Here is a 26,986-nt window from a genome sequence, read left to right on the forward strand (position 1 = left end):
GCGCGGCGCAACCGGGTTCGTGTCACCCCGGTACGGGTTCGCGGTCCGGGTGGGCCGGGTCGAGGGTGAAGAGTTTGCCGTCGGAGGCCGCGAGGACCAGCGCGCCCTTGTCGAACCACACCGTGGGCAGCAGCCCGCTGTCCAGCACCTCCGCGCGGGCCGAGGACTCCCACAGCAGGAGGCCGCGGGCCGTGTCGAGAGCGGCCACCCGGCCGCTCCCCCCGGCCAGGTACACGGTGCGGCCGTTCGGATCCACCGAGACCTGGCCCGGCGTCTCCAGGGTCGTATGGCTCTGCCACAGCCTGGCCCCGGTCACGGCCGAGACGGCCGTGACCATGCCGCTGGAGGTGGCGAAGTAGAGCGTGCCGCGGGCCAGGGTCGGGAGCCCGCCCCGATACCGCTCGGGCAGCGGGGTCAGCGCACGCTCGCCGGTGCGCGGGTCGACGCGCACGATACGGGTGTAGACCAGGTCGGGGCTGTCGGGCGCGGGGTTGTCGGTCGATTCCACGAAGACCAGCCGGCCGTCCAGGGCGCCGATGAAGCTCCGCTGCTGGGCGGGGGACGCCAGGGTGCGCGCGGAGCCGTCGGCGGGGTCGACCACGAGGAACCTGGTGAGGTGCGAGCCCTCCGCGCGGGTGATGCACTCCACGTACGGGCGGTTCCCGGCGGCGAGCGGATAGCAGTCGTATCCGGCGGGTATGGGGATCCGTCCGCGTACCGTTCCGTCGCGCGCCGAGCGGACGGTCACCGCGCCGCCGTCGCCCTCCTGGGTCATCGTCACCCCGGCCGCGTAGGCCGAACCGAGACTGTCGGGGCGCACCGGGTGGGACCAGAGCTGTGCGCCGCTCGTGGCGTCGAGGGCGAGGACGGACTGCGACCGGCCCGTGCCGGCCGAGCCGGTGACCGTCAACTCCACGAGCACCACGCCCTCGTACGTGCCGAGGGTGTTCGTGACGTACCGGTCGGCCGGGACCCCGGCGGGCGCGATGCCGGCGCGCCACAGGGTGCGGCCGGAGGCGGCGTCGATCCGCTCGGGGAGGAGTGCGCTGCCCGCGCAGTAGAGGGCGCCGGCGTCCGGTACGCAGTCCGGTGTCCGGTTGCCGTCGTATCCAGGTGCCTTCCGCACGCCCTTCTCGGCGTCGGCGGCCGCGGTCGTCTGCCAGGGTTTCCAGCCGGCCGGGAGCGGGGTCCAGCGTCCGCCGGCCGTGGCTCCAACCTGTACCGTGCCGCCACCGTCGCCACCGCTGTCGCCCGGCGGGTCGAGCAGGAGATAGCCGTTCAGGGCGGCGGCCAGCACTCCGGACACGGCCAGCAGCACGCGCGGTCCGCGCCTTCGGGGGCGCTGGTCCGCGGTCGTCGGGGCGCCGGTGGCGGGCGGATCCGCGGGCCGCGCGGAGGGCAGCCGCAGTGTCATCGTCCGCGGTTCGCCCGGTGACAGCTCCGGCAGGGCCTCGGCGAACTCCTGGGCCAGCCGGTCCGGTGCGGGCCGGTCGACGGGCTCCTTGGCCAGGCAGCGCTCCAGCACCGCGCGCACGGATCCGGTCACCCCGTCGAGCGCGGGCTCGTTGTGGACGACCCGGTAGCCGGTCAGATAGGGGCTGTCGGCGTCGAAGGGGCCGCGTCCGGTGACGCACCACACCAGCAGCGCGCCGAGCGAGAAGACGTCGGAGGCGGGGCCGACCGTACGGGCGTCGGTGAACTGCTCGGGGGACATGAAGGGCGGGGTGCCGATCACCTGCCCGGTCTCGGTGAGGGTGTGGTGGCTCTCCACGGCCCGGGAGATGCCGAAGTCGATGACGCGCGGGCCGTCCTCCGCCATCAGGACGTTGGCCGGTTTCAGATCGCGGTGCACCACCCCGGCCCGGTGGATGTCGCGCAGCGCCTCCACCAGACCCAGCGCCAGCGGCCGCAACTCGGTGACGCGCAACGGTCCTTGGTCGCGGACATGGTCCGCGAGGGACCGGCCGCGCACGTACTGGGTGGCCATCCAGGGCGCGTCGGCCTCCGGGTCGGCGTCCACCACGGCCGCGGTGAAGGCGCCGCTCACCCGGCGGGCGGCCTCGATCTCCTGCCGGAACCGGGCCCGGAAGACGGGGTTCTGGGCGTATTCGGCATGGACGACCTTGACGGCGACCTCGCGTCCGGAACGTGATCTGCCCCGGTAGACCCTGCCCATGCCGCCGGCGCCGAGCCGGTCGACCAACTTGTAGCCGCCGACGGATCTCGGGTCGTCCTTGTGTAGCGGCACGCGCCCCTCCCCTGGCCAGCCGGCAGTTCCAGCCGCCAGAATACGGAACGCGCAGGCGTGGCCGGCCGGGCTGCGGACGGTCCGGGCAGCCCTTCGCAGAAGCATCACACTCGGACACGGCCCTCCCAACTCCTCGGCGACCGGGCCGAGTCCGTGCTGGGGGCTCCGGGCGGGCCCTCACCCGACGGAGGCCGACCCGCCGGGGCCGACGCATGCCCGCCTCGAAGGCGCCGATCAGGCGGCCCCCCGGGGTGTCGTGACGCCTTCTCACCGCCGGACTGCGTTCCTTGGGGAGGGCGTCGTCTCGGACGCGCCCTCAGTCCGCCGGACGGGCCTGCCCGGCTCGTGACCTCGAAAGGTGTCCCGTATGTCCGCACAGAGCGCCGCCCCCGCGTCCCGTCCCCCGACCGCGCTGGTCACCGGGGCCACCTCCGGTATCGGCCGGGCGATCGCCAAGCGGCTGGCCGAGGACGGGCTGTCCGTCGTGGTCGTGGGCCGCAATGCCGAGCGCGGTGCCGAGGCCGTGGCGGAGATCGCCGCGGCCGGGGGCCGGGCCCGGTTCGTCGCGGCCGACCTCACCGAGCCGGACGGCGCGAGCCGGCTGGCGGCCGCGGTGGGCGAGGTGGATGTACTGGTCAACAACGCCGGAGTCGCGCACTGGGCCCCGACCGAGGAGATGCGGCCCGCCGACTACGACGCCATGTTCGACGGCAATGTCCGCGCGCCCTTCTTCCTGGTGGCCGCCTTCGCCCCCGCGATGGCCGCGAAGCGCTCAGGCAGTGTGATCAGCATCGGCAGCATGGCGGGCACCCTCGGTCTGGCCAACGCCGCGGCCTACGGCGCCACGAAGGCGGCCCTGGCCTCGCTGACACAGAGCTGGACGGCCGAGTACAGCGCGCGCGGTGTCCGCTTCAACACCGTGGCCCCCGGCCCGGTGTACACCCGGCCGGAGGGGCGCGAGCTCTTCGACGCGCTGGGCGCGACGACCGCGATGAAGCGGGTCGCCGAGCCCTCCGAGGTCGCCGAGGTGGTCGCCTTCCTGGCCTCGCCTAGGGCCAGTTACGTCACCGGCGCCACCATCGCCGTGGACGGCGGCCGGACCGCGATCTGAGGCGCCCCGGTCCGGGACGTACCTCGGGTGGGGCGGTGGAGCCGTCCCACCCGGGGCCGCGCCGGATCAGGAGACCGTCCGGCAGACCGTGCCGTTGAGGGTGAAGGACGTCGGGGAGGGGTTGGCGCCGTCATTGGCGCCGACGAAGCCGAAGGTGACGGAGTTGCCGCCGTTCGGGGCAAGTTCGGCGTTGGAGTCGGTGTTGGTCACATGGACGTGCCGCCCGTCGCCGGTGACGTTCGCGTTCCAGGACGAGGAGAGGGACTGCCCGGCCGACGGCCAGTCGAAGGTCAGGGTCCAGCCGTCGATGTCCGCGGGCCCGACATTGCTCACCACCACGTTGGAGACGAAGCCGTTGCCCCAGCCCGAGGTCACCTGGTACGAGACGGTGCAGGTGCTGTCGTCCGGCGTAGTGGTGGTGAAGGTCAGCGGGGCGGAGGGCCGGGAGAGGTGTCCCGCCTTGTCGCGGGCCAGCACCTCGACGGTGTGCCGGGAGCCGGCCGGCAGGTTGGAGAGCGTGACGGAGGTGCCGGTGGACGAGCCGAGCAGCTGGATGTTGGTGCCGAGCTGCTCGTAGACCTCGTACCGGTCCACCGTGCCGGTCGCGGCCGGCCAGGTCAGGCCGACGGTGCCGGCGCCGACCGCGGTGGTCCGCGGTGTGCCGGGCGCGCCGACGGTGGCGGCGGCGGAACCCGTGCCGCTCTTCGGGTGCAGGGTCAGTACGGTGATGGAGTACGGCGCGAGGGTCACCGAGTCGGCCGTGGCGGTGCCGGTCGCGTCCACCAGGCCGTCGTCACCGGGGGCCCACCGCTGGACCTCGGGGGTGCCGGAGGCGGCGGTGAAGCCCAGGTACCGCAGGTCCACGGTGTGCTCGGTGCCGGAGCTCTTGTTCAGCAGCAGGACGCCGAGGTCACCGTCGGAGCGGAGCACCGCGTGCGAGGAGACCTCGGAACCGGAGGTGCCGGAGGCCACCATGCTGTCGCCGGGGTCGCTGAGCGCGCCGAGTGTCCTGATGCCGTAGTACGGCGCGAAGGGGGTGTTCACGGCGGGCTCGCAGACGCCGCCGGAGCAGCTGCCGTTGGACAGCATGCCCATGTCGCCGTAGTCGGTCTCACCGCCGACGTTGCTGATGGTGCCCGCGCTGTTGTGGGTGTCCCACCAGTCGACGGTGAAGACGCCGTTCTCCAGCGCGGTCATCATGGCCTCGGCGGTGAACAGGCCGTTGGGGCGGCTGGTGAAGGCGCCGCCGCCGGAGTTGGAGTTCACCTCGGTCATCGCGATGCCGATGTGCGCGGAGTCGGCGCCCGCGTACCGGTCCACCAGGTCGCGCACCTCGTGCAGCTCACCGGGCAACTGCCGTACGGCGGCCAGCGACTGGTCGCCGTTACTGGTGTTGGGGTACCAGTGGACGCTGACGAAGTCGATGTCGTGGGCGACGGCGGCGAGCACGGTGTGGTTCCAGTCGCCGGTGTCACCGGTGGCCACCGAGCCGTCGGGCCAGTTGCCGGGCATGGTGAGGACCGCTCCGATCCTGACGGTGGGGTCGACCGCCTTCATGGCGGCGGCGTAGGACTTGACCTCGCGGGCGTACTGGTCCGGCGTCTTGTCGGCGTGGGTGTCGTTCTCCCAGCCGCTGCCGTAGACGCCGTTGCCGTAGAGCTCGTTGCCGATCTCCCAGTACCTGGCGCCGTAGCCCTTGGTGATGTTCGCGTACCGGACCCAGTCCGCGGCCTCCTGGGCGGTTCCCGAGCCGTAGTTGGCGATCAGGATCGGCTGGGCGCCGGATGCCTTCGCGGTGCCCATGAAGGAGTCGAAGTCGGTGCCGGGGGCGACGTAGCCGCCGGGCGCGGTGTTGTCGACCCAGTGGTAGAGGTCGGCGTAGGAGCCGCCCGGGTAGCGCAGCGCGCCGATCCCCGCGGCCCGGTAGAGGGGGGCCACGCCGGGGTCGTTCATGTACGCGTCCCAGACGGCGGTGTTGGCGCCGAGCGCGGTCGAAGTGACCGTGCCCAGGCCCGCGTTCGCGTTGACCGTGACCGTGGTGTCGCCGGTGGCGGCCGCGTCGGCTGCGGCGGAGGTGGCGAGCGGCACGATCGCGGCCGCCATGGCCAGGGCGGCCGAGGCCAAGACGGCGAGCGGACGGCGGAGCCCGTCCGTTCTGCTGCGGGCTGGTCTCCTGCGGAACGGCATGGGGGTGTTCCTCCCGGGTGATGCGCCGGCCCGGGGCCACACCGCGGAGCCGGACGAGGGATGGGGGACCGTGCGGCGTGCAGCACCGCGCCGTCCGTCGGCGGTGCGCCAACGGGTGGGCGGAGCCTGGGACTTGAGGCTTGGGAGCGCTCCCATGATGGGAGCGCTCGCCGGTCGTGTCAATCGGCTGTCCCTCGCCACCACGACCCGCGTCCGGCGGTGTCGCGGCCCGCCCGCGACGGTGCCACGGCGTTCCCGGTGCCCGGTGGCCGTGCCCCGCGGGAGGTCTCGCCCGCGGGGCACGGCCGGATCATCAGGCGGTTCCGGTACGGTCCTCGGCCGCGGGCCGCACGCCCGCCTTGTCGACCACGGCGTGGGCCAGTTCGGCCGTGCTGGACAGCAGGGTGCCGGCCTTGCCGTACGACGCGTCCTTCGTCAGGTAGCTGCGGGAGCCGAGGAAGGAGTAGTCCTTGGCGTCGAAGACCCACTCGGTGCGCACGCCGTAGCGCGTGTCGTCGCGGACGATGCCGAGGCCCGGCCGGCCGATCGCGTCCCGCACCCGCGACGACCGGTCGACGCCGGGGATCTTCGCGGCGGCCTGGTACAGGGCGGCGGCGGTGCGGGGCGGCGTCAGTCCGCCGAGCAGGCTGCCGATCTGCTCGAACACCGCCTGATCGCGCTCCCGTCCCTCGGCCGCGGGCGTCTTGGCGTAGAGGTAGGCGAGCAGCTTGTCCGGGTCGGTGGGCAGGGAGGCGAGCCAGTGGTACGTCGGCCGGCCGAGACCGGCCGGGGTGCCCTTGGTGTCCCCCAGTTCGGCGTTGATGGGCATGGTCTCGCCGTCGGCGCGGACCAGGCCGAGCGTGTGCAGCGGGCCGGGCTTCTGGGACACCCACGACTCGTAGTCCTCGAGCGGGCCGACGACGGCCTTGCCGCTGGTCAGATCGGCCCCGCGGACCTTCTCCCGGGTGTAGGCGAACTGGTCGTCGCGCACGGTGAGAGTGCCGTGGTCCGCGACGGCGTCCGAGATGCGGTGCAGCAGGGCGGCGGCGGGCCGCATGTCCGTTGCGGCGTGCTGTGCGGCGGCGTCGTCGTGGCCGCCGTTGCCGCTCAGGACGGCACCGGTGGTTCCCGCCGCGGCCAGGGCGAGGGCGGCCGCCGAGGCGACGAGCGCGGGCCGCAGCAGGGGCCGCGCGCGGCGGACCGGCGCGGTGCTGGGTTCGGGGGTCGCGGTCTCGGCCTGGTCGCGGTCGATGTGGCGCATGAGCAGATCCTTGTGACGAAGGTGCTGCGCGCGCGGGAGGTCCCAGTCGGCCGGGGCCGGCAGCAGACGGGCGATCTCCTCGCGGTCGTCGTGCCGCTGTGGGCAGGCGTGACGGTCGTTCATGTGAGTTCCTCCCGCACGGGCAGGGCCGCGATCGCGGCCGCACTGGTTATCTCTCCGCGGCGGATCTGCGGTTCCCGATTCTGTCCGGCGCTCTCGTCCGCGAGGCGGGCGAGCTTCTTGCGGGCACGGGAGAGCCGGGAGCGTACGGTGCCGACCGCGATCCCCAGTGCTTCGGCCGTCTCCTGGTAGTCCAGTCCGGACCAGACGCACAGGGCGAGGACCTCACGGTCCTGCCGCCGCAACCGGCCCAGCGCCGCGTGCACGGCCCGGAGCCGGCGCGCGTCGTCGATGCGCCCGGCCGAACGGGCGGCGAAGTCCTCGACGTCCGGCGGTGGCGGCTGACGGACCAGGAACAGCTGGCGCCGCCAGGTGCTGCGGCGCGCGTTGTCCGCCTTGTGGGTGGCGATGCCCAGCAGCCAGGGCAGCAGCGAGCCGCCGTCCTCCTGGACCCGCGCACGCGAGTGCCACGCGGTCAGAAATGTCTCTGCCATGACCTCTTCGGCCGTCGACCAGTCGCCGGTCAGCCGCAGCCCGTGGTTGTACACGGGCCGGGCGAACTCCTCGTACAGCTGGGCGAACGCCTCGCGATCCCCCTCGCGTACGCGGCGGCGGATGTCGTTCTCTGACTTGTTCACACTCACTTCTCTCCGCACGACGCGGATAGTTCCTGTGTCGTACATCACGGCGGCGCCCCGCTCCGGGCAGCCTCCCGAGGGCCCGGCCCCGGGATCACCCCCGCGCCAGGCCCGTACTGCTGCGCACCACCAGTTGTGTCGCCAGTTCGATGTGCGGGCTCTCCAGGGTCTCGCCCTGGATCAGGCGGAGCAGGGTGCGGACGGCGACCTGGCCCATTTCGTCCAGGGGTTGACGGACGGTGGTCAGGGGTGGTGGGGACCACTGGACCTGGGGCAGGTCGTCGAAGCCGACGACACTGAGGTCGTCCGGGATCCGCAGGTCGTGCTGGCGGGCGGCCTCGTAGACACCGAGGGCCATCTGGTCGCTGGAGGCGAAGATCGCGGTCGGCGGGTCGGGGAGGGTGATCAGTTCCGTGCCCGCGGTGAAGCCGGCCTCGTAGGAGAAGTCGCCGCGGCGGACGAGCCGGTCGTCGATCTCCACCCCGGCGGACTCCAGAGCGGCCCGGTAGCCGTCGAGCCGGGCCCGGCTGCACAGCAGCGTGGCCGGGCCGGTGATGACGCCGATGCGGCGGTGCCCGAGGGAGAGCAGATGCTCGACGGCGCTGCGGCCGCCCGCCCAGTTCATGGCGCCGATCGTCGGTATGCCGAAGGTGGGCACCCCGGCCGGGTCGATGATGACGGTGGGCACGCCCAGGCGCCTTAGCTCGGCGTGCAGTTCGGGGGCGAGGTCCGAGGTGACCAGGATGACGCCGTCGGAGGCCCGGGCCCGCAGGTTGACCAGCCACTGCTGGGCCGAGGTGCTGCGATGGTGCACCGCGGAGACCACCGTGCCGAGGCCCGCCGCGTGCGCCACGTCCTCCACGCCGCGCAGGATCTCCACGGCCCAGGGGCTGTCGAGGTCGTTGAAGACCAGGTCGATCAGTTCCGCCCGGCCGGCGGGCTGGGCGGCGCGCCGCCGGTAGCCGTGGTGGGCCAGCAGGTCCTCGACCCGGCGGCGGGTCGAGGGGGACACATCGGCGCGTCCGTTGAGCACCCGGGAGACCGTCGGCAGGGACACGCCCGCCTCCCGGGCGATGTCCGCGATGGTGACGCGGCCCGCGTCCTGTGCTGCCATCCGTGCCTCCTCGCCTGCGGTCCCTCAGCATAGGCAATCGCCCGAGCGGGGACCCGCGCGCCGCCGCCCGGGACGCCGCGCGGCCAAGGCCCGCACGGCGGGGGCCAGTTGATGCCGCGGGGGTTGACGGCCAGTCGGTGCGACCCTAACGTTTCGCGACAACTTCCGGAAACTTTCCGGAAACAGTATCGGCCCCTTTCGATGCCCCACCCCGTCCCCAGGGCCGTCCCCCGCGGCCCGCGAAGGGGCTCCCCGTCCCCTGGAGAGCGGCATGGACTCTGCGCGGCACAGGCCCGCCGGCACACGACCCGACACCCCCGCGGCCGACGACGGCCGCCCGGACGGTATGAGCCGGCGGACGGCACTGGCCCTCGGGGTCGGGCTCACCGCGCTGACGGCCCCCGTGGCCTCCGTGCTGGGCGCGGCGGCCCCCGCCCGGGCCGACGGGACCACGGCGGCGGCGCGGCCCACCGACCCGGGGTCGTACATCACCACCTCGCGCGGACCCGGCACGTTCCCGCTGGTCGACCGCGGCAGGGCCACTCCGCTGGTGGTCGATGCCGACGACCACGAGAGCGTGGTCCGCGCGGCCGGCGATCTGCGCGACGACCTGGAGCGGGTCACCGGGGTCGCACCCGCGCTGTCCCATGGCACGGCCGGCCTGCGCGAGGTCGTCCTCATCGGCACGCTCGGCAAGAGCCCGCTGATCGACCGTCTGGTGGCCGCCGGGAAGCTGGACGTCAGCGGGCTCGCCGGGAAGTGGGAGACCTCTCTCGAGCAGGTGGTGGAGCACCCGCTGCCCGGGGTCGACCGCGCCTTCGTGATCGCGGGCAGCGACCAGCGCGGCACCATCTACGGCATCTACGACGTCAGCCGGGGCGTCGGGGTCTCGCCCTGGTACTGGTGGGCGGACGCCGCGCCGATTCACCAGGATCTGCTGCACGTCCGGCCAGGGCGGCACACCCAGGGCACGCCCGCCGTGAAGTACCGCGGCTTCTTCATCAACGACGAGAACCCGTCGCTGGGCACCTGGGCGCCGGCCCACTTCGGTCCCGGTCTCGCCCCCGGCCACCCCGACGGCTTCAACCGCGCCTTCTACGCCAAGGTCTTCGAGCTGATGCTGCGGCTGAAGGCCAACTACCTCTGGCCCGCGGTATGGGGGCGCGCCTTCGCCGAGGACGATCCGGAGAACCACGCGACCGCGACGGCGTACGGCGTGGTGATGGGCACCTCGCACGAGGCGCCCATGATGCGCGGCATCGAGGAGTGGAACCGGCACGCCGTGCCCGCGGTGCGCGACACGCAGGGCAATGTCGTCACTCCGGGCAGCGACCCGTACGGCGGTACCGGCGAGTGGAGTTTCCGGCACAACACCGAGGCTCTGAAGGCGTATTGGACGGACGGCATCCGCCGCAAGGTGCGCGAGGGCTTCGAGGGGGTGGTGACCCTCGGCATGCGGGGCAACGGCGACACTGCGCTGCCCGACGGCGACGGCATCGACCTGATGCAGAGCATCGTGGCCACCCAGCGCCAGATCATCGCGGACGTCACCGGCAGGCCGCAGTCCGAGACCCCGCAGGTGTGGACGTTCTACAAGGAGGTCCAGCGCTACTGGGAGCAGGGCCTGCGGGCGCCCGACGATGTGACGGTGGTCTTCACCGACGACAACTGGGGCAATCTGCGCCTGGTCCCGAGCCCGTCCCTGCCCGCGCACAGCGGCGGTTACGGCCTCTACTACCACTTCGACTACGTCGGCGCGGGCCGCAACTACAAGTGGGTCGACACCGCCAACCTGGCCAATGTCCTCGACCAGCTCGGCCAGGCGTACACCTACGGCATCCGGCAGCTGTGGATCGCCAACTCCGGTGATGTGAAGGGCAATGAGCTGTCCACGCAGTTCTTCCTCGACTACGCCTGGAACCCCGCGCGCTGGACCGCCGAGGACGTCCCCGCCTGGCTGGAGCAGTACGCACGGCAGAACTTCGGGCCCGCGCACGCCGCCGAGATCGCCAAGGTGCTGGACACGTACGGGTATCTACAGGCCCGGCGCAAGCCCGAGTTGCTCAACCGGAAGATCACCGTGGATCCGGACAAGGACCTGGCCACGGACTCCTCCGCCGTCGTCTACGACGACCGGGCGACGCCGTTCAGCCTCACCGACTACCGGGAGATGGAACGCGTCACACGGGAGTGGACGGAGCTGTCCGCCGCGGCCGAGCGCGCGAACCGCGCCCTCCCGGCGGCAAAGCGGGACGGCTTCTACGAGCTGGTCCTGTATCCGGTCAAGGCGACGGCGAACCTCTACGCCCTGCGCCAGGCCCAGTTCACCAACCTGCTGTACGCCGGTCAGGGCCGGGCTCTCGCCAACGCGCTGGCCGCGCAGGCGGAGTCGTACTTCGCCGAGGACAAGGCGCTCGCCGATCACTTCGACAACGGTGTGGCACAAGGGAAATGGAAGGGGTTCCAGACCCAGCCGCACATCGACTACGGAGATGTGGCCCGGTACGGCCCTGACGCGCCCTGGCAGCAACCGCAGATCGACAACGCGGCCATCCCCGACGTCATCTTCCCGGCCGTCGAGCGGATCACCCCGCAGACGAAGGCGCGGATGGGGATCGCCGTGGACGGCAGCGACCAGGTGTGGCCCGGCTCCGCGGCCGACTGCGTGCTGCCCGCCCTGAGCCCGTACGCGAGCGGACCGGCGCCGTACATCGAGATCTTCAACCGCGGTACGGCGCCCTTCGACTACCAGATCCGTACCGGGGTCCCGTGGCTGTCCGTCGACGCGACGAGGGGGCGCGTCGACGGACAGACACGCGTCACCCTGCACGCGGACTGGTCCCGTGCGCCCCGGGGCAGGACCACGGTGCCCGTCACCGTCAGCGGTCCGGACGGCCAACGGGTCACGGTCCAGGTCCCGGTGGACCATCCGAGGCCCGCGCACAAGGTCAGCGGGTTCGTCGAGGCGCGCGGCCACATCTCCATCGAGGCCGACCACTACACCGATGCCCGTGGCGGGGACGGGATTTCCTGGCGCCGCCTCCCCGGCATCGGCAGGACCGGCGCGGGCATGGAGCCCTTCCCGGTCACCGCGTCCCGGCGGACCCCGGGCGGCGACGGACCCCGACTGGAGTACACCGTCACGCTGTTCACGACCGGCCCGGTCAAGGTGTCGGCGTACCTCTCGCCGCGCAACGACGTGCTGGCGAACGGCGGTCTCACCTACGCCGTCTCCTTCGACGGCGACCGGCCGCAGTCGGTGAACATCACCGAGGTCACCGGCTCCGACGACGGCACGATGAACACGCAGTGGCAGCGCAACACCTCCGACAACGTCAACGTCACCACGACCACCCACCGCATCACCGAGGCGGGGGTGCACGTCCTGAAGTTCTGGATGGTCGACCCCACCGTGGTGCTCCAGAACCTCGTCATGGACACCGGTGGCCTCAAGCCCAGTTACCTCGGTCCGCCCGAGAGCCTCCGGCTGCGCTGAAGAAGGGACGACACACCTCATGGGCCGAACATCCGCATTCGTGGTGAGCATTGCCGCCGCGGCCGTGCTCACGGCCACCGGCTTCGCCACCTCACCCGCGGCCGGCGGGGACCGTACGGTGGCCACGAGCCGGGCCGTCGCCGGGCACTGGGTGAACACCTGGACCTCGATGCCGCAGCTGACCGAGCCGGGCAACATGCCTCCGGCGCCGTTCACCCAGCCGGACCAGGTCTTCGCCGACAGCACGGTGCGCCAGACCGTGCATGTCTCGGTCGGGGGGACGCATCTGCGGCTGCGCTTCTCCAACGCGTTCGGCGGGGCGGCGCTGCCCCTCACGGCCGTCTCGGTGGCGCTCCCGGCGGGCGGGCGCCCCGGGTCCGGCGCCGTCCGGGCGGGCAGCACCCGGAAGGTGACCTTCGACGGCCGTGCCTCCACCGTTCTCCCGGTCGGCGCGCAGGCCGTCTCCGACCCGCTGGACTTCCAGCTGCGGCCGGGGTCCAACCTCACGGTGACGCTCTATCTGGCCGACGGCCAGGCGTCGGACGACATCACCTCGCATCCGGGCTCGCGCACCACGTCGTACATGGTGCGCGGGAACCATCTGGACGACGCGGACCTCGGCGGGGCGGCCACCGCTCAACACTGGTATTTCCTCAGCGGAGTCGAGGTCTTCTCGAAGAGCGATACCGCGGCGGCCGTCGTGGTGGGCGACTCGCTGACGGACGGCCGGGGCTCCACGACCGACGGGAACGACCGGTGGCCGGACCAGCTGCTCACCCGGCTGCGGTCGCGCCCCGAGACATCCGGTGTCGCGGTCCTCAACCAGGCGGCCGGCGGCAACCGGGTGCTCAACGACGGCCTCGGACCCAATGCGCTGGCCCGATTCGACCGCGATGTCCTGGCGCAGAGCGGGGTGAAGTGGCTGATCCTCTTCGAGGGGGTCAATGACATCGGCACCGCCGACGCCACCGGGGCCGCGCAGCGGAGGACCGCGGCGGATCTGATCGCGGCCTACGACCAGATCATCGTGCGGGCACACGCCCAGGGGATCCCGGTGTACGGGGCCACGCTGACGCCGTTCGGCGGCAACACCGGCTACGACGACCCGAACGGCTACCGCGAGGCGGCCCGGCAGACGGTCAACCGGTGGATCCGCACCAGCGGCCGCTTCGACGCCGTCCTCGACTTCGACCGGGCCGTCCGCGATCCGCGCCGACCCCGGCGGATCCAGGGCGCGTTGGACGTCGGTGACCATCTGCACCTGAACCCGGCCGGCTACCGGCTGCTGGCCGACGCGGTGCCGGCCCGGCTGTTCGGCAAGCAGCCCACGCCGGAATTCGGTCTCCGCTAGCGGCACTTCGCCGGCCGGACCGATCTGTGCCCCCGGAGCGGCAGCACGCGGCCCCGGGTTCTCCACGAGCCTTCCCGAGGAGGAAGCATGCACATGGAGGACAAGCCCCCCGCCCACCCGCTCAGCCGCAGAAATCTCCTCGCCGGTGCCGGGGCCGGTGCCCTGGCGCTGGCCGCCTCCGGGCTGCTGCTGCCGGGCACCGCCCAGGCCGCCACCACCGTCACCACCAACCAGACGGGCAGCAACAACGGTTACTGGTATTCGTTCTGGACCAACGGCGGCGGTTCGGTCTCCATGAACCTGGGGTCCGGCGGCAACTACAGCACCTCGTGGACCAACTGCGGCAACTTCACCTGCGGCAAGGGCTGGAGCACCGGCAGCCGCCGCAGCGTGAACTACTCCGGCAGCTTCAGCCCGTCGGGCAACGGGTATCTGTCGCTCTACGGCTGGACCACCAACCCGCTCGTCGAGTACTACATCCTGGAGAGCTGGGGCACCTACCGGCCCACCGGCACGTACAAGGGCAGCGTCACCAGTGACGGCGGCACGTACGACATCTACGAGACGCAGCAGGTCAACCAGCCGTCCATCATCGGCACCGCGACGTTCAACCAGTACTGGAGCGTGCGGCAGTCCAAGCGGGTGGGCGGCACCATCACCACGGGCAACCACTTCGACGCGTGGGCGAGCCACGGGATGAACATGGGCGCCTTCAACTACATGATCCTCTCGACCGAGGGCTACCAGAGCAGTGGCAGCTCCAACATCACGGTGAGCTGACCGAGGACAACCCCGCACAGGGGAGGGCCGGGGCGTCCCGGCCCTCCTTCGCGTCAGCCGGTGCCGGCGGCGAGGACCCGGCGCACGGCGAGCGTGGCCGAGTGGACGGCGGCCTCGCTGTTGGGGCGCAGGGCCAGCCAGTCCCCGGCGAACTCGACGCAGCGCAAGGGGCGTTGGAGGAAGGCCCGGCGCAGGCGCAGCGCGGCCGGTTGTGCCTCCGGCAGGCCGTGCGGCCAGCGCGCCACGAGGGCGGTGCGTGTCGCCTCGGTCAGGCCCGGCAGATACCGCTCGGCGTGCGCGCCGATCTCGGACGCGATCTCCTCGTCGGTGCCCGCAAGCAGCCGCCCCGACGCGTACGGGGAGGCGAACAGGCTGATCAGGCCGCGTCCGGGCGGCACCCGGCCGGGTGCCTTGATGTGGTCGAGGATGGCTCCGGCGAACACCCGGTCCTCCACCGCGGGCACTTGGAGGCCGTAGGAGGGCCGGCGGGTGGGGCTCGGCAGGGGGCGGTCGAGGAGGCAGGACACCTTGAGCATCGGGCGATAGGTGCTGGCCGTCAGATAGGGGCGCTCGTCGTCCGGGACATCGGCGTGCAACTCGAGTGCGAGGGGCGCGGGTACGGCGAGGACGACGTGTCCTGCGGTCACCGTCGTGCCGTCGGCGAGGTCGAGGCGGCCCGTGCGCGGGCCCGGCTTGACGGCGACGGCGGCGGTGCCGGTGACGACGTCCAGCCGGTCCGCGAGTGCCCTGGCCAGGGTGTCCATGCCGTCCCGGTACGCCACCCAGCGCTCTCCCGCGCCGCCGACGGCGAGCAGCAGCGCGGCCATCGGTCCGATCGCCGAACGCTCGGGCAGCCAGCCGAAGAAGGTGCCGGACATCGGCTGCAACAGCCGCTCGTACAGGTCGCGATGGTGACGGCGGGCGTACTCTTCCACGGTCATCTCGCCGAACGGTGTCGACTCCGGGTGCTCGGGGTCGAAGCGCGAGCGGTGGCGCAGGAGGGTCGCGGTGAAGCGCAGCCAGGACAGCCGGCCGCGCCAGGTCATGCCCGCGCCGGTCAGCAGCCCCGCCGGATGGCCGAAGTCGGGGTGGGCCCGGCCGTCGCGCCAGATCGCCATGCGGCCGCCCACCGGTACGACGGCGTCGGCGGGCAGGCCGACCGCGCGGATGAGCCGCCAGGTGGCGTCGTAACCGCGGGTGGCGATCTGCTCGGCGCCCTCGTCCAGGACGTACCCCTCGTGGCGGCGCCCGGCCATCCGCCCGCCGACCCGGTCGCCCGCCTCGAACACGCGCACCGATCTGCCGGTGCGCGTCAGATGGAAGGCGGCGGCCAGGCCCGAGATCCCGGCTCCGACCACGGCGACATCGATGTCTGTGTCGGCCATCAGGGGTTCTTCCTCGTGTAGGGGTACGGCGCGGCGGCGCGGGTCAGGTCCAGCGTCCGGTGCCGGGCGCCGGCGCCCCGTCGAGCAGCCGGTCCCGCAGCTCCTGGCGCCGTACCTTTCCCGTCGCGGTGAGCGGGAGCCGGTCCAGGGGCAGCAGGGCGGGCTCGCCGAGCGGGGGAAGGTCGGCGACGGCCCGGCGCCACGTGTCGTGGTGGAGGGTTCCGTCCCGGGTCGCCAGGACGGGCAGCGGGAGATCGTCCGGCCGGGCGAGCACCACCGCCTCGACGACGTCCGGGAGCCGGTCGTGCAGCACGTCCTCGATCTCGACGCAGGCGCCGCCCGGGACCGCGTCCACCTCCCGGTCGAGCAGCCGCAGCCGGCCGGACCGGGTGATGACGCCGAGGTCCCCGGTGGCGAACCAGCCGCCCGCGGACTTGGCGGACAGCCGCTCCCGCTCCCCGACGTATCCCGCGCACAGCGCCTTGGTACGGGCCATCACCAGGCCGGTCCTGCCGGGTGCCACCGGTCGCAGGGTGGCCGGATCCACCACCCGCAGCCGTGTCCTACCGGGCACGGGACGGCCCAGGTCGCGGGTGGTCGGGTGCCGCTCCCCCGCCGCGCGCACCGAACGGCGGGTCAGGCAGCGGAAGGTGAGCGGCCCGGTCTCGGACTGCCCCCAGACCTGCACCCACAGCGGCAGCCGACGGCGCGTGGCCGCGAGATAGGCGCGCACCGTGGGCGGGTGGATGGCGTCGAAGGTGCTGACGAACAGGCGCACTCGGGCAAACGGGTTGTCCGGCGCCGCCGCGAGCGGCTGCCAGCGCACATAGGCGGCGGGCGTGGCCTCCAGGACGGTGGGGCGGTGGGCGCGCAGGACGGGTTCGGCGTGCTCGGCCTCGAAGCGGTCGAGCAGCACCACGTCGCGCGGGGCGAGGGCGAACACGCTGAGCGTCCAGGTGAGGCCGCGCCCATGGGCGTACGACGTCGCCTGGGCCACGATGTCGTCGGGGCGGCTGCTCACCAGGGGCCAGCGGTGGGCCTCGGCGGCGGCGATGCGGTGCACCAGTGAGGCGGTGGTGTGCACGACCAGCTTGGGTACGCCGGTGGTGCCCGAGGTGTGCATGATGGCCAACGGTGCCTGCACGGACGGGCGTTGGGGTGTCGGTGGCCGGTGGCCGCGCACGTCCGCGAGGGGTACGGCGCCGGGTGCCGGGGCGTCGAGGGTGAGAGTGCGGCGGGTGCAGGCGGTCAGGTCGGTGCCCGCGGTGTGTGCGGCCGCGAGGGTGTCCGCGGTGGTGACCAGGGCCCTGGCGTCGAGGCGCTTGAGCAGGAGGTGCAGGGTCTCGGGCGGGAGGCTCCCGGAGAGCAGCGCGGGCACGGCGCCGATGCGGGCGGCGGCGCAGGCGAGCAACACGTAGTCCCAGTGGTTGGGTTTGAGCACGGCGACCCGGTCGCCCCGCGTCACACCGAGCGCGGTGAGCCAGCCCGCGGCCTGGGTCACCAGGCGGGAGAGGTCCTCGACGCCGTAGGACGTACGGCCGTCGTCCGGGATGTCCAGCGGGCGGCTCAGGTGGACCCGGGTCCGGGTGCCGCGGTCGGCCAACGCGTCGAAGAACAGGCCGGGTTCGAGGGTTCTCATCTCTGGTGCTCGTCTCTCGGGTACCCGCGACCGCGGGTCGGACGGGTCAAGACGTGGCGGCGTGCAGGGTGTTGGCCGCGACCAGGGCGACGACCAGGATCCGGTGCGCCCGGATGCCGATCAGCCGGCCGCGCAGGATGTCGCCGCGCACCATGCCGACCGTGAACTGCGCGATGCGGACCGCCGTCACGGGGAGGAGGGCCGACGGGAACCACCAGGGCACGATGCCGAGGACGGCCGACGCGACGATCACCGCGGTCTCCAGGGCGGAGAGCGCGCCGATGAAGACGGTGTTGCCGCGGCGGGAGAGGAGGCAGGCGGCGGTGGGCCGGCCCACCGCACGGTCTCCGGCGATGTCGTTCGTGTTCGAGTACACGCCGAAGAGGAGGGGCCCGAGGCCGAACAGAAAGGCCTCCACGGCCGCGAGGGCGGTGGCCCGGCCGGTGAGCAGGCCGTACAGCGGCAGCACGAAGGCCCAGCCGACAGCGGCGAGGAACACTTCCTGGAGCCCGTGGTAGCCGAGTCGCAGGCCCCAGGAGTACTGGGGGACGAGGAGGGCGGCGGCCGCGACGCCGAGCACGGCCCACCACGGCCGATGGGGTGCGAGCGCCAGTGCCGCCGTCCAGCACAGGGCACCGGCGGCGAGCGCGCCGCGGGCGAAGCGGAGGGCGTCCGCCTCGGTCAGGGTGCCGGCGAGCAGGGGTTTGCGGGCGAGCCGGCGTACGGCGGCGTCCGTGCCGTAGTTCGCGGCGTCGCTGCCGTCCCGGTACCCGGTGATGTCGTCGTACGCGACGGCCGCGCCCACCAGGCACAACTCGCCGAGCAGGAAGGCCGCGAGGGCCGCCCACGACGAGGCGCCGAGGACACCGGCGCCGCTCGCCGGGAGCAGCGACACGACGACGATCAGGCTCAGGTAGTAGTCGACCATCCCGAGCTTGGCCAGCCGGAGATAGGCGGTCGGACGGGGGCGCGCGGGGCGGGCGGGGTGGAACGCGACGGCGGGCGGCGGGCCCGCGGGGGCGTGTCCCACGCCGGGCTCGGCGACGGCGACGGCCGACGTGGGGGCAGAGGGCTTCACCGAAGCTCCTGAGATCACTTGGCGGGTGTGCGAGGAGCCGCGGGCCACGCCGGCGGCTCCTCGCACATCGGTTCCCGACGTCAGGAGAACTTGACGTCGACCTTGTAGACACCGGGGCGCTCGGCGGTGACGGTGGCCTCGCCCTGCGCGCCGTTGTACACCCCGGTACCACCCTCGACCACGGCCTTGAACCGGTAGGGGTAGTCCATCGGGTTGGCGTCGATCACAGCCTGGGTGCTCAGGTTGAGCTCGTCACCGTCGTTGAAGATGATGTACGCGCCGCAGTCGGCGTCCATCTTCGTCGGGCCCTCGATACCGTCGACGGCGCAGGTGTCGAAGGTCCGGCCGATCACCCGGCCCCAGGCGTCGAGCACCGGGCCGTTGCCGGCGAACCCTCCGCCCAGGCTCGGCGACTGCGGGATGGAGGTGTTCCTCGTGTAGTCGATGGTGAAGCTCAGCGGCGCGGGCGCCGCCGCCAGGGCCGGTGCCGCCCCGGCGACGCCGAGCGCGCCGACGAGGGACGCGGTGGCGACGGCGGAGGCGATACGCCTGCCCATAGCAACTCTGTGCATGAACTCTCCTTGGACATCTCGGGCCCGTTGCCCGACGACCAGGGCACAGTTGATCACAGTTCGGAGTTTCTTGATCACCAACCGTGATGGCGTGTCGGGGGTGAGGTGTTCGCGGAATTCACTACGGGGCGCACGCTCGGGGGCGTGCGGTTCACCGGCCCTCCGCCGTCAGCGCGGCATCGTGGTGTCGAAGGCCACGAAGCGGAGTTCGGAGGTGTAGCGACGGCCCTGGTCGTCGGTGAGCCAGCTCTGTTCGGGCGTGGGGAGCATCTCGGTGAGGGTGACGGTGGCGGAGGGGTCCTTGCGGGCGAGGCGGCGCAGGGCTTTGGCGAGGATGGTGAGGTAGACGGGGCTGTCGAAGTCGACGTAGAAGGGCCGTGATTCGGTCGGGGAGACCACGAAGACGTAGCGGGGCAGGCCGAGTTGGGCGCGCCAGCGGCGGGCGGCCACGAAGCGGCGGGCCTCGTCCTTCTCGTCGGCGAACGAGGCGTCCGCGGCCGGCAGGCGCCAGGTCTCGCGGGCCACCACCAGCCGGTCCAGGGTGACACGAGGGGTGTGGTCGGCTTGGGGCAGGAGTTGGAAGAGGTCCATCGACAGGGTGGTCAGAACGTGGGAGAAGACGTCCAGCGCGGGGAAGACGGAGCCGTCCGGGAGGCGGACGACGAGATCGCCGGCCCGGTTCTCCACGGTCGCGTCGGCACTGCGGATCGTCCGCGCGGGGTCCGCGGTGAAGTCGGCGAGGGCCACTTGACGGTCCTGGGGCCGTACGAGGGTGTGGCGGACCCGGGCCGACAGGCGGGCGCGGTGCTCCTTGGGGATCAGGGGCATCAGGCGGGGGCCGGGGTGGTCGCGGTCGGTCAGGTCGAGGAGTTCGGCGATGTCCGGGTGCTGATGGGTGAACAGGGAGGCGCCCAAGGTGTTGGACGCCATGTGGAGTTCGCCCAGGACCAGGGTGAAGTCGCCGCGCTCGATCGCCTCCGTGCTCTCGGCCGCGATCAGGATGTCCGGGCTCAGATAGCGGGCCGTCGTCCAGCCGTCGCCGCCGGACGCGAACCCCTCCCGTACCGCCGTCTCGATGTCGGCCGTCGAGACGGTCACCTCGCGGGCGCCCTCCGGCACCGCCAGGATCCGCCCCCAGCGGGCGGCGAACTCCCTTTGCAGTTCGGCCGACTTGGCGCGGGCGGCGCCGTGCAGCGCAGGGAGGCACGCGAACCAGAAGGAGGCGAGGTCGACCGGGCCCTCGGCGGCCAGACGGTCGTGGACGAGGCGGACCTCCTCCCGGACGGTGGCGGCGAGTTCGGAGGTGAGCCAGGCCGCGCTGTCCATCAACAGCCTTAGCGGGCGCAGCGCTTCGAGCATGCCGGGGCCGAGGCGGGCCCTCGCGGAGCGGCGGCTGTCGGAGTAGACCAGCGAGCGGCAGGGCGCGGTCGACGCGGACTTCTCGCGTACCGCGGCCGTGTCGGTGAGTTCGGTGAAGTCCTGTTCGAGGGCGGTCAGGGCCTGGACGAGGGTGTCCACGTCGGTGGCCGCCGCCACGGCGGCGCGGCCGCGTTCCAGCCGGTCCAGTGCCGCGAGCCCGCGCCGGCGGGGTTCGGGCGCGCCGACGGTCTCCAGCCAGGCGCGCAGGGCGCGGTCGGGGTGGGTGTCGGCGGGTATCTCCAGGCGCCGGACCACCCAGCGGCGGGCGACCAGGTCGGTCAGCACGGCGGGGACGTCGGTGTCCGGGAGTTCGGCGGCGATGGACCGGGCCGGGCGCACGCCGTCGCAGCGGGCGAGGACGGCCGCCGTCTCGGCGGACACGGGGATGGGGCGCCGGCCGGGGACGCGGACCCGGTCGCCGTCCAGCACGAGGAAGGGCACGCGGCGGGGGGCGATCCACTCGCGCAGGGCGGGGTCGGCGTCCAGCATCTTGGCGAGCGCGTCGATCCCCCAACTCGCCCAGTAGACCGAGGATTTGGCGATCAGGCCGGTTCCGGGGTCCACGCCGACCGTCCGGGTGCCAAAGTCCCAGCGGCCCCAGCCCACGGGCCCGAAGAAGCCGATGGTGTCGTTCTTCACGCAGAACCGCTGCCAGTAGTGCGCGACCAGCTCCTCGCGCTGCCGCGGCATGCTGCTGCGGCTGTCCGCCGTCGGGGTCCAGCGCAGGAAGGGGGCGATCCCGGAGGTGAGGACCGGCCGGTTCTGCCAGGCCACCGCCTCCCGGAAGGCGGGTGCGCGGGCGATGTCCTGCAAGGTGTGCGCGGTCTCCACGGCGGCCTCCGTGAAGAGGCGGGCGAAGCCGCTCCAGTCGGGGCCGTCGAGCGGTTCGCCCGCGCCGAACTTGTCGGCCGCCTCGGCCAGTCCGGGCGGGGCGAGGCGCAGTACGCCGTCGGCGGGGAAGCCCGCCCCGCGCAGGGCGAACTGCTCCCACAGCCGCCAACGGCCGAGGGACGGCACGAGATCTTCGGTCATGGCACGGCTCTCCTTGGCGAGCGCGGACGGACGGGAGCGACGACGGGGGCGACGGGGCGCGGTGGAGGAGCGGGACCCGTCGGGCGGATCGGGGCGCGGCGGCGAACGGGTCAGGCGGTGCCGTAGTCGGCCTCGACGACCTCGGCCAGCTCCAGCGGCGTCGGGTAGGCGAAGACCAGGGAGACCGGGACGTCGGCGCCGAGGATCTCCTGGAGGCGGCCGGTGATCTGGAACGCGGTGAGCGAGTCGCCGCCGGCCTCGTAGAAGTCGGTCTCGGCGGTGAGGTCGGGCAGGCGCAGCACGTCCCGGAAGATGTCGACCAGCAGGTCGACGGTGACGGCGGCGGTGGCGACGGTGGCGGTGTTCGGGGTCATGGCGTGGGCTCCTTCGTCTTTGTACGGATCAGATGCGGACGTCGGTACGGGCAGTGGTACTGGTACTGGTGTGGCTGTGGTGCAGGGTGTGCAGCCGGGCGGGGGTGTTGCCGCCCGAGACGATGGCCACGGCGCGTTCGCGGCGTCCGGCGCGCAGGGCGCCGGCCAGGGCGACGGCTCCGCTGGGTTCGGCGTCGACGCCGAGGCGGTGCAGCAGGGCGGTGGCGGCGAGGATCTCCGCGTCGCCGACTGCGATCAGTTCGTCCACGCGGTCCCGGATGATCGGGTAGGGCACGGCTCCGGGGCTCTGGCCGCGCAGTCCGTCCGCGACGGTGGCGCAGGGCGGGAGGCGGACCGGGTGTCCTGCGGCCAGGGAGCGGGCGTAGCGCGGGGTGAGGGCGGGTTCGACGCCGACCACGCGGACCGGGTGCTCGGCGGCGGCGAGGCACAGGCCCGCGAGGAGTCCGCCGCCGCCGGTGGGGACGTAGACCGTCTCCGTGTCGGGCGCCGCGGCAAGGATTTCGAGGCCGGCGGTGCCCTGTCCGGCGACGACCAGGGGGTGGTCGGAGGACGGTACGAGGACGGCGCCCCGCTCGGCCGCGAGGGCGCGGGCCCGTTCCTCCCTCTCCGCCACTCCCCCGCCCACCTGGACGGTCTCGGCGCCGAGCGCGCGGATGGCGGCGGCCTTCGAGGGCATCGCGCCCGCCGCGAGGACGACGGTCAGCTGGATGCCGAGGGTCCGGGCGATCCGGGCGAGGGCGATGCCGTGGTTGCCGGAGGAACCGGTGACGACCCGGTCGGCGGCCAGCGCCAGGACGGCGTTGGCGGCGCCGCGCATCTTGAACGAGCCGCCGAGCTGGAGGTGTTCGGCCTTCAGCAGCAGCCCCGTCCCGTGCGCCGCGGTCACCGGGCCGCGCAGCAGAGGGGTGCGGACGACGTACGGTGCGATACGGGAGGCGGCGGCCAGGAGGTCGGCCCCGCCCAGCGCCCCGGAGGCGACCCCGAGCCGGACCTCACCGGTTCCGGGTCCGAACCCGACCCCGGATCCGGTCGTACTCGTACCGGCCCCGAGCCCGGTGACGCCCGTACCGGCCCCGCGTCCCGCCGTACCCGTCGTACTCATACCGGCCTCCCGCCCGCCAGCACCCGGCGGTCGGCCTTGCCCCCGCGGGTCGTCGGCAGTGTCTCCAGGCGGACGAAGCGGCGCGGCATCAGGTGCGGGGGCAGGGTGCGGGCGAGGTGGCGGCGCAGGGTGGCGTCCGTCGTGTCCGACAGGGCGCCGGTGACATGGGCGAGCAGATGGACGCGGCCCAGGTCGTCGGTGTGCGGGGTGACCACCGCGCCGGTGACGCCCGGGTGGGAGAGCAGGGCGCCCTCGATCTCGGCGGGGTCGACGCGGTAGCCGCGGATCTTGAGCTGGCGGTCGGTGCGGCCGGTGTAGTGCAGTCCGCCGGGGCCCCAGCGGCCGAGGTCGCCGGTGCGGTAGAGGCGGGTGCCGGGTGGGCCGAGGGGGTCGGGGACGAACGCGGCGGCGGTGCGGGCGGGTTGGCCGCCGTAGCCGCGGGTCACCCCGGTGCCGCCGATGTAGACCTCGCCCACCGTGCCCTCGGGTACCGGGGCGAGGTCCGCGTCCAGGATGCGGACGACGGTGCCCTCGCGCGGGGTGCCGACGAGGTCGGTGGTGTGGTCGGGGGCGGCGGACACGCTGTGCCGGGTGGTGGTCATGGTGCACTCGGTGGGGCCGTACTGGTTGACGAGCCGGCCGGGTACGAGACCGCGGCCGCCCGCGGCGAGGAAGGGCCGCAGCGATTCGCCGCTGGAGGCGACCAGTTCGACGCCCGCGAGGGGTTCGGTGAGGTCGGTCTGTCCGCCGAGGTGGGTGAGGAAGGACGGGGTGACGCTGAGCAGCGCGGTCACCCCGTGGTCGCGGACGGTGGCGGCGAACTCCGCGGGGCGCAGCAGCCGGGCGCGGTCCACGATCACCAGCCGGGCGCCGGCGAGCAGCGGTACGAAGGTGTCCCGGATGGAGGCGTCGTAGCCGAGCGGTGCGGTCTGGAGGGCCACGGTGTCCGGGCCGAGGCCGAACGCCCGTGCGGTGTCGCGGAGATAGGCGTCGAGGCTCGCGTGTTCGACGAGTACGGCGCTGGGTTCGCCGGTGCTGCCGGAGGTGTGGCTGACGTAGGCGAGGGCCTGGGGGTCGGCGTCCATGTCCGGGAGCGGGCTGTCCGGGGGTTCCTCCTGATCCAACAGGAGAGTGGGTACGCCGAGTTGGAGGGCCGGGGCGAGGGTGGCGTGGGTGAGCAGCAGCCGGGCGCCGGCGCTGCGGACGAAGGCCGCCAACCGCTCGCGGGGCTGGCTCACGTCCAGGGCGAGGAAGGCGGCGCCGCAGCGCAGCACGGCGGCCATGGCGGCGACCGCGTCGGTGCCGTGCTCGACGGCCACCGCGCAGACGGTCTCGGGCCGGGCGCCGTGGGCGCGCAGCAGCCGGGCGATCTCCTCGATCCGGGTGGCCAGCCGAGCGTACGACACCTCGCCCGCCGGGGTGCTCAGGGCGGTGCGGCCGGGGTGGCGCAGGGCGTGCGCCGCGAGGTCGTCGGCGACCGTGCGCATCACTGCTCCCTCAGGTCGGCGACGGTCATGTCGACGGCCACGAACCGCAGTTCGGAGGTGTAGCGGCTGCCCTCGTCGTCGGTGAGCCAGGCCTGCTCGGGGGTGGGCAGCATCTCGCTGACCTTGAGCCGGGCGCCGGGGTCCTTGCGGGCGAGTCTGCGGGCCGCCTTGGCGAGGATGGTGAGGTAGACCGGGCTGTCGAAGTCGACGTAGAACGGCCGGGGTTCGGTCGGCGAGACCACGAACACGAAGCGGGGCAGATCGTGCCGGCGCTGCCAGTGCCGGGCCTTCACGAAGCGGGCGGCCTCCGCCTTCTCGTCGGCGAAGTCCACCTCGGCGACGGGCAGTTGCCAGGTCTCGCGGGCCACGGTCATCCGGCCGAGGGTGATCCGCGGGGTGTGCTCGCCCTCGGGGCGCAGGGTGAAGCGGTCCATGACGCGCTGGGTGAGGGTGTTGGCGTAGGCGTCGAGCACGTCGTACGCGGTGCCGTCGGGCAGGACCGCGGTGAGCCGGCCGTCCCGGTCCTCGACCCGGACGTCGGCGCTGAGCACGGTGCGCGGGCGGTGCGGGTCGCCGGTCTGGTCGACCAGGGCGACGTAGTGGTCCTCGGGCCGGTCCAGCGAGGGCCGGCTGCGGGTGGACCACTTCAGGGGCAGCTCCTTGGGCAGCATGGGCAGCAGGCGCGGGCCGGGGAAGTCGCGGGTGGTCTCGGCGAGCAGTTCGTCGCGGTCGGGGTGCTGGTGCACGAACAGGGAGGCGCCCATGGTGTTCAGCGCGCAGTGCATCTCGCCGAGGACGAGGTCCACGTCGCCCCGGGCGAGGGCGGTCTCGTCGGCGGCGGTGACCAGCACGTCCGGGCTGATGTAGCGGGCCAGCGACCAGCCGTCGCCGGGCTCGTCGAACTCGCGGCGGACCCGTTCGGCCAGCTCGGCGGTGGTCACCTGGACCCGGCGCGCGCCCTCGGGCAGTTCGAGGACGCGGGCCCACTTGACGCGGAGTTCGGCCTGGATCGCGTCGATGAGGTCGCCCGCGTCGGGGTGCGGGGAGGGCAGGGTGTGCAGCCACAGGGTGCCCAGGTCGACCGGTGCGCCCCCGGCGCTCAGCCGCTCGTACACGGTGCGCAGCCGGGCGCGGACGGCCTCGGCGAAGCGGTTCGTCATCCAGCGGGCGGCGGTCAGGCACAGCTGGAGCGGTTCGAGGTGGCCCAGCAGTGCGGCGCCGGTGGTGGCGGTGGCGGCGCGCCGGGTGTCGGAGTACACCAACCCCCGGCAGGGCGCGGTGCGTTCGCCCTTGGCGCGCTGGGCCTCGCTGTCGGTCAGCGTGGCGAAGTCGGCTTCCAGCGCGGTGATCGCGGCGGTCAGCGCGGTGGCGTCGGTGCCGGCGGCACGGACGGCGTCCCGGCCGCGCTCCAGTACGGCGAGGCGCTCCAACGCGCCTTCCCGTGCGGCCTGTTCGGGGACACGCTCCAGGATGTCGCGCAGCGCGCGGTCGGGGTGGGTGGCGGCGGGTACCTCCAGTCGCCACTGCACCCATCGGCGGGAGATCAAGTCCCGTACGGTCTGGGTGACGTCGTCCTCGGGCAGGCCGAGTTCGGCGGCGATGGCGGGTATGTGCCGGGTGCCGTCGCAGCGTTCCAGTACGGCGCGTTCGAGGTCGCCGAGCTGCCGGGCGGGGCGGCCGGGCACCTGCACCGTGCCGTCGGCGCAGCGCACGAACGACACCCGGCGCGGCGGGATCCAGCGCATCAGGGCGCTGTCCGTGGCCAGCACCTTCGCCAGGGCGTCGATCGCCCAGCCGGAGAAGTACACCTCCCGGGCGGCGAGGAAGCCTTCGCCGGGGGTCACTGCGACGCCGCCCCGGGCGACCAGGTCCCAGTAACCCCAGCCGACGGGCCCGAAGAAGCCGATGGTGTCGTTCTTCACGCAGAACCGCTGCCAGTAGTGCGCGACCAGCTCCTCGCGCTGCCGCGGCATGCTGCTGCGGCTGTCGGCGGTCGGGGTCCAGCGCAGGAACGGGGCGATGCCGGTGCGCAGGACGGCGGGGTTCTGCCAGGCGAGCGCGGCCTGGAAGCGGGGCCGGGCGGCGATCTCCTGGAGGTAGCGGGCGGTGTCCACGGCGGCCGCCGCGAGGTCCTCCGTGAAGGCATCCCATTCCGGTCCGGACAGCTCGCTGTCGGGCCCGAACTTGTCGGCGGCCTCGGCGAGTCCGGGCGGGGCGAGGCGCAGCACGCCGTCGGCGGGGAAGCCGGGACCGCGGAGCGCGAACTGTTCCCACAGCCGCCAGCCTCCGCCCGGCAGCAGGACAGGTGCGTTCTCGTCCGACATCGCGTGCTCCTTCCGAATGGGGTGCGCGGGAAATCGCGTGGCCCGGGGTTTCCGGGGTGCCGGGCGGCCCGCGACCAAGCAGCACGGTCCCGCGTCGGGGCGGTGGGTCACCAGGGAAGTTCCGGCAGCAACGGGTGCCACCACTGCGGCGTGTTCGTCCCTGACCGGGCGGGCCGGGGGCCGGGCACTCTTGCGTCGCCGGACCCTGATCCGCGGCCGGCCCATCACCTGCGGGAGGTTCACCGTG

18 protein-coding genes are annotated in these 26,986 nt (G+C 73.2%); 4 read left to right on the forward strand and 14 right to left on the reverse strand.

The features are described 5' to 3' along the window. Positions 1 to 22 precede the first annotated feature (22 nt). The gene (locus HEP81_RS03975; protein WP_037657059.1) at positions 23 to 2,248 is read right to left on the reverse strand and encodes a protein kinase domain-containing protein; all 2,226 of its coding nucleotides are present in this window, start codon (positions 2,246 to 2,248) and stop codon (positions 23 to 25) included. Positions 2,249 to 2,615: 367 nt separating this feature from the next. Here HEP81_RS03975 and HEP81_RS03980 point away from each other — a divergent pair, with 367 nt between their 5' ends. Then, positions 2,616 to 3,359: an SDR family NAD(P)-dependent oxidoreductase gene (locus tag HEP81_RS03980; RefSeq protein WP_051850243.1), complete on the forward strand. Its 744-nt coding sequence runs from the start codon at positions 2,616 to 2,618 to the stop codon at positions 3,357 to 3,359. A gap of 66 nt (positions 3,360 to 3,425) precedes the next feature. Here the strand turns inward: HEP81_RS03980 and HEP81_RS03985 are convergent, their stop codons facing one another. From HEP81_RS03985 to HEP81_RS04000, 4 genes are all read right to left on the reverse strand, one after another. Next, positions 3,426 to 5,483, reverse strand: coding sequence for a cellulose binding domain-containing protein (locus HEP81_RS03985; RefSeq protein ID WP_243279279.1), 2,058 nt, complete (start codon positions 5,481 to 5,483; stop codon positions 3,426 to 3,428). Between the two features lie 376 nt (positions 5,484 to 5,859). After that, positions 5,860 to 6,930 carry a CU044_5270 family protein gene (locus HEP81_RS03990; RefSeq protein WP_037657056.1) on the reverse strand — a complete coding sequence of 357 codons (1,071 nt, stop codon included), beginning with the start codon at positions 6,928 to 6,930 and terminating at the stop codon, positions 5,860 to 5,862. Continuing rightward, positions 6,927 to 7,544 (reverse strand): RNA polymerase sigma factor, encoded by a 618-nt coding sequence (locus HEP81_RS03995; protein ID WP_037657115.1) that lies wholly within the window; start codon positions 7,542 to 7,544, stop codon positions 6,927 to 6,929. Before HEP81_RS03995 ends, HEP81_RS03990 begins: the two co-directional genes overlap by 4 nt. A 115-nt stretch (positions 7,545 to 7,659) precedes the next feature. Beyond that, positions 7,660 to 8,679, reverse strand: a complete 1,020-nt coding sequence (locus tag HEP81_RS04000; protein WP_037657054.1) for a LacI family DNA-binding transcriptional regulator — start codon at positions 8,677 to 8,679, stop codon at positions 7,660 to 7,662. A 271-nt stretch (positions 8,680 to 8,950) separates the two neighbouring features. Between HEP81_RS04000 and HEP81_RS04005 the strand changes: the two genes are divergently transcribed. The 3 genes from HEP81_RS04005 (at position 8,951) to HEP81_RS04015 (ending at position 14,306) form a co-directional block, all read left to right on the forward strand. After that, positions 8,951 to 12,175, forward strand: coding sequence for a glycosyl hydrolase 115 family protein (locus HEP81_RS04005; RefSeq protein ID WP_037657052.1), 3,225 nt, complete (start codon positions 8,951 to 8,953; stop codon positions 12,173 to 12,175). A gap of 19 nt (positions 12,176 to 12,194) precedes the next feature. After that, complete coding sequence (locus tag HEP81_RS04010; RefSeq protein ID WP_037657051.1) at positions 12,195 to 13,526, forward strand: SGNH/GDSL hydrolase family protein; 1,332 nt, start codon at positions 12,195 to 12,197, stop codon at positions 13,524 to 13,526. Positions 13,527 to 13,619: 93 nt separating this feature from the next. Then, positions 13,620 to 14,306, forward strand: coding sequence for a glycoside hydrolase family 11 protein (locus HEP81_RS04015; RefSeq protein ID WP_106979950.1), 687 nt, complete (start codon positions 13,620 to 13,622; stop codon positions 14,304 to 14,306). A gap of 53 nt (positions 14,307 to 14,359) precedes the next feature. On the opposite strand, the gene HEP81_RS04020 is transcribed toward HEP81_RS04015, so the two are convergent. From HEP81_RS04020 to HEP81_RS04060, 9 genes are all read right to left on the reverse strand, one after another. Further along, positions 14,360 to 15,691, reverse strand: coding sequence for a protoporphyrinogen/coproporphyrinogen oxidase (locus tag HEP81_RS04020; RefSeq protein WP_037657047.1), 1,332 nt, complete (start codon positions 15,689 to 15,691; stop codon positions 14,360 to 14,362). A 43-nt stretch (positions 15,692 to 15,734) separates the two neighbouring features. After that, a complete protein-coding gene (locus HEP81_RS04025; RefSeq protein ID WP_037657044.1) occupies positions 15,735 to 17,330 on the reverse strand; it encodes a class I adenylate-forming enzyme family protein in 1,596 nt (531 codons plus the stop codon). A 46-nt stretch (positions 17,331 to 17,376) separates the two neighbouring features. After that, on the reverse strand, positions 17,377 to 18,408 hold the full coding sequence (locus HEP81_RS04030) for a UbiA family prenyltransferase (protein ID WP_243279281.1): 1,032 nt from the start codon (positions 18,406 to 18,408) through the stop codon (positions 17,377 to 17,379). An 80-nt stretch (positions 18,409 to 18,488) separates the two neighbouring features. After that, positions 18,489 to 18,980, reverse strand: coding sequence for a hypothetical protein (locus tag HEP81_RS04035; RefSeq protein WP_154821885.1), 492 nt, complete (start codon positions 18,978 to 18,980; stop codon positions 18,489 to 18,491). 168 nt (positions 18,981 to 19,148) lie between these two features. Beyond that, entirely contained in the window at positions 19,149 to 21,431 is a 2,283-nt protein-coding gene (locus tag HEP81_RS04040) for a lantibiotic dehydratase (RefSeq protein ID WP_190275940.1), read from the reverse strand. A gap of 110 nt (positions 21,432 to 21,541) precedes the next feature. After that, a complete protein-coding gene (locus tag HEP81_RS04045; protein ID WP_037657040.1) occupies positions 21,542 to 21,805 on the reverse strand; it encodes an acyl carrier protein in 264 nt (87 codons plus the stop codon). A gap of 28 nt (positions 21,806 to 21,833) precedes the next feature. After that, positions 21,834 to 22,928, reverse strand: a complete 1,095-nt coding sequence (locus HEP81_RS04050; RefSeq protein WP_078967426.1) for a threonine ammonia-lyase — start codon at positions 22,926 to 22,928, stop codon at positions 21,834 to 21,836. Further along, positions 22,925 to 24,415, reverse strand: a complete 1,491-nt coding sequence (locus tag HEP81_RS04055) for an amino acid adenylation domain-containing protein (RefSeq protein ID WP_037657038.1) — start codon at positions 24,413 to 24,415, stop codon at positions 22,925 to 22,927. Before HEP81_RS04055 ends, HEP81_RS04050 begins: the two co-directional genes overlap by 4 nt. Then, positions 24,415 to 26,739 carry a lantibiotic dehydratase gene (locus HEP81_RS04060; RefSeq protein WP_154821889.1) on the reverse strand — a complete coding sequence of 775 codons (2,325 nt, stop codon included), beginning with the start codon at positions 26,737 to 26,739 and terminating at the stop codon, positions 24,415 to 24,417. The genes HEP81_RS04055 and HEP81_RS04060 overlap by 1 nt, the downstream gene beginning before the upstream one ends. Positions 26,740 to 26,986 lie beyond the last annotated feature (247 nt).

It is taken from the genome of Streptomyces griseofuscus (assembly GCF_014673495.1).
Classification (GTDB): Bacteria; Actinomycetota; Actinomycetes; order Streptomycetales; family Streptomycetaceae; genus Streptomyces; species Streptomyces murinus.

What these genes read in the sequence shown, in the direction of transcription:
- HEP81_RS04050 (WP_078967426.1), bottom strand. Translation starts at nt 22,928, where the DNA reads ATGAGTACGACGGGTACGGCGGGACGCGGGGCCGGTACGGGCGTCACC.
- HEP81_RS04020 (WP_037657047.1), bottom strand. Translation starts at nt 15,691, where the DNA reads ATGGCCGACACAGACATCGATGTCGCCGTGGTCGGAGCCGGGATCTCG.
- HEP81_RS04040 (WP_190275940.1), bottom strand. Translation starts at nt 21,431, where the DNA reads ATGACCGAAGATCTCGTGCCGTCCCTCGGCCGTTGGCGGCTGTGGGAG.
- HEP81_RS04005 (WP_037657052.1), top strand. Translation starts at nt 8,951, where the DNA reads ATGGACTCTGCGCGGCACAGGCCCGCCGGCACACGACCCGACACCCCC.
- HEP81_RS04010 (WP_037657051.1), top strand. Translation starts at nt 12,195, where the DNA reads ATGGGCCGAACATCCGCATTCGTGGTGAGCATTGCCGCCGCGGCCGTG.
- HEP81_RS03990 (WP_037657056.1), bottom strand. Translation starts at nt 6,930, where the DNA reads ATGAACGACCGTCACGCCTGCCCACAGCGGCACGACGACCGCGAGGAG.
- HEP81_RS04015 (WP_106979950.1), top strand. Translation starts at nt 13,620, where the DNA reads ATGGAGGACAAGCCCCCCGCCCACCCGCTCAGCCGCAGAAATCTCCTC.
- HEP81_RS03980 (WP_051850243.1), top strand. Translation starts at nt 2,616, where the DNA reads ATGTCCGCACAGAGCGCCGCCCCCGCGTCCCGTCCCCCGACCGCGCTG.
- HEP81_RS04035 (WP_154821885.1), bottom strand. Translation starts at nt 18,980, where the DNA reads ATGCACAGAGTTGCTATGGGCAGGCGTATCGCCTCCGCCGTCGCCACC.
- HEP81_RS04025 (WP_037657044.1), bottom strand. Translation starts at nt 17,330, where the DNA reads ATGAGAACCCTCGAACCCGGCCTGTTCTTCGACGCGTTGGCCGACCGC.
- HEP81_RS04045 (WP_037657040.1), bottom strand. Translation starts at nt 21,805, where the DNA reads ATGACCCCGAACACCGCCACCGTCGCCACCGCCGCCGTCACCGTCGAC.
- HEP81_RS04060 (WP_154821889.1), bottom strand. Translation starts at nt 26,739, where the DNA reads ATGTCGGACGAGAACGCACCTGTCCTGCTGCCGGGCGGAGGCTGGCGG.
- HEP81_RS04000 (WP_037657054.1), bottom strand. Translation starts at nt 8,679, where the DNA reads ATGGCAGCACAGGACGCGGGCCGCGTCACCATCGCGGACATCGCCCGG.
- HEP81_RS04055 (WP_037657038.1), bottom strand. Translation starts at nt 24,415, where the DNA reads ATGCGCACGGTCGCCGACGACCTCGCGGCGCACGCCCTGCGCCACCCC.